Here is a 1,361-nt window from a genome sequence, read left to right on the forward strand (position 1 = left end):
GGTCATCGGGCGGTGTTGATGCGGCCGGTGGTGGAGTCTTCGGTTCCGGTGTTGTTCGGGGCTCAGGTGCAGCGTGCTGCGGATGCGGTGGCGGTGTGTTTCGAGGGTGTCTCGTTGTCGTATCGGGAGTTGGATGAGGCGTCGAATCGGTTGGCACGCTTGCTGACCGAGTATGGTGCGGGGCCGGGTGAGTGTGTTGGCTTGATGCTGGAGCGTTCGGCGCAGGCTGTGGTGGCGATTTTGGGTGTGTTGAAGTCGGGTGCGGCGTATTTGCCGATTGATCCGGCGCATCCGGATGCTCGGGTTGGGTTCATGCTGGCTGATGCGGGGCCGGTGGCTGTTATCAGCAGCGCTGGTCTTGGCGAGCGGTTGCGCGGGTCGGGTGTGCCGGTGGTCGATATCGAGGATCCTCGGATTGAGTCTCAGTCCTCACGGGCACTGCCGGTTCCGGCTGCTGATGATGTGGCGCACATTATTTATACGTCGGGGACGACGGGGACGCCGAAGGGTGTTGCGGTTACGCATCAGAACGTGACGCGGTTGTTCGACGGTATGGATGTGGGTGTGGAGTTGGGGCCGCAGCAGGTGTGGGCTGCGTGTTCGTCGTTGGCGTTTGATTATTCGGTGTGGGAGATCTGGGGGGCTCTGCTGCATGGTGGGCGTTTGGTGGTGGTGCCTGAGCAGACCACGCGTTCGCCGCGGGATTTGGAGGCGTTGGTTGTTGCTGAGGGTGTGACGGTGTTGAGTCAGACGCCTTCTGCGGTCGGAATGCTCTCACCGGAGAAGCTGAAGTCGGTGTCGGCGTTGATGGTGGCTGCTGAGGCGTGTCCGGCCGATGTGGTGGATCGGTGGGCGCCGGGTCGGGTGATGATCAATGGGTATGGTCCGACTGAGACGACGGTGTATGCCACGATCAGTGCCCCGTTGCAGGCCGGTTCGGGTGTGGTGCCGATTGGTCTGCCGGTCCCTGGTGCTGGTTTGTTTGTTTTGGATCGGTGGTTGCGTCCGGTTGCCCCGGGTGTGGTGGGTGAGTTGTATGTCGCCGGCCGTGGTGTGAGTGTCGGTTATCTGGGCCGGGCTGGTTTGACGGCCTCGCGGTTTGTGCCTTGCCCGTTCGGTGCGCCGGGTGCTCGGATGTATCGGACCGGGGATTTGGTGTCGTGGGGTCCGGATGGGCAGTTGCGGTATGCCGGGCGTGCTGATGAGCAGGTCAAGATCCGCGGCTACCGCATCGAGTTGGGTGAAATTCAAACGGCGCTGGCTGATCTGGATGATGTGGCGCAGGCGGTGGTGATTGTCCGTGAGGATCAGCCTGGGGATAAGCGGCTGGTCGGCTACATCACCGGCACCGCCGATCCCGC

1 protein-coding gene is annotated in these 1,361 nt (G+C 62.6%); it reads left to right on the top strand.

Going from position 1 to position 1,361, the window contains the following annotated elements; all coding sequences use genetic code 11:
- On the top strand, nucleotides 1–1,361 hold a 1,361-nt coding region (locus tag BKG60_RS18400; protein WP_120764962.1), incomplete at both ends, for a non-ribosomal peptide synthetase.

Source organism: Mycobacterium syngnathidarum (assembly GCF_001942625.1).
GTDB classification, from domain to species: domain Bacteria; phylum Actinomycetota; class Actinomycetes; order Mycobacteriales; family Mycobacteriaceae; genus Mycobacterium; species Mycobacterium syngnathidarum.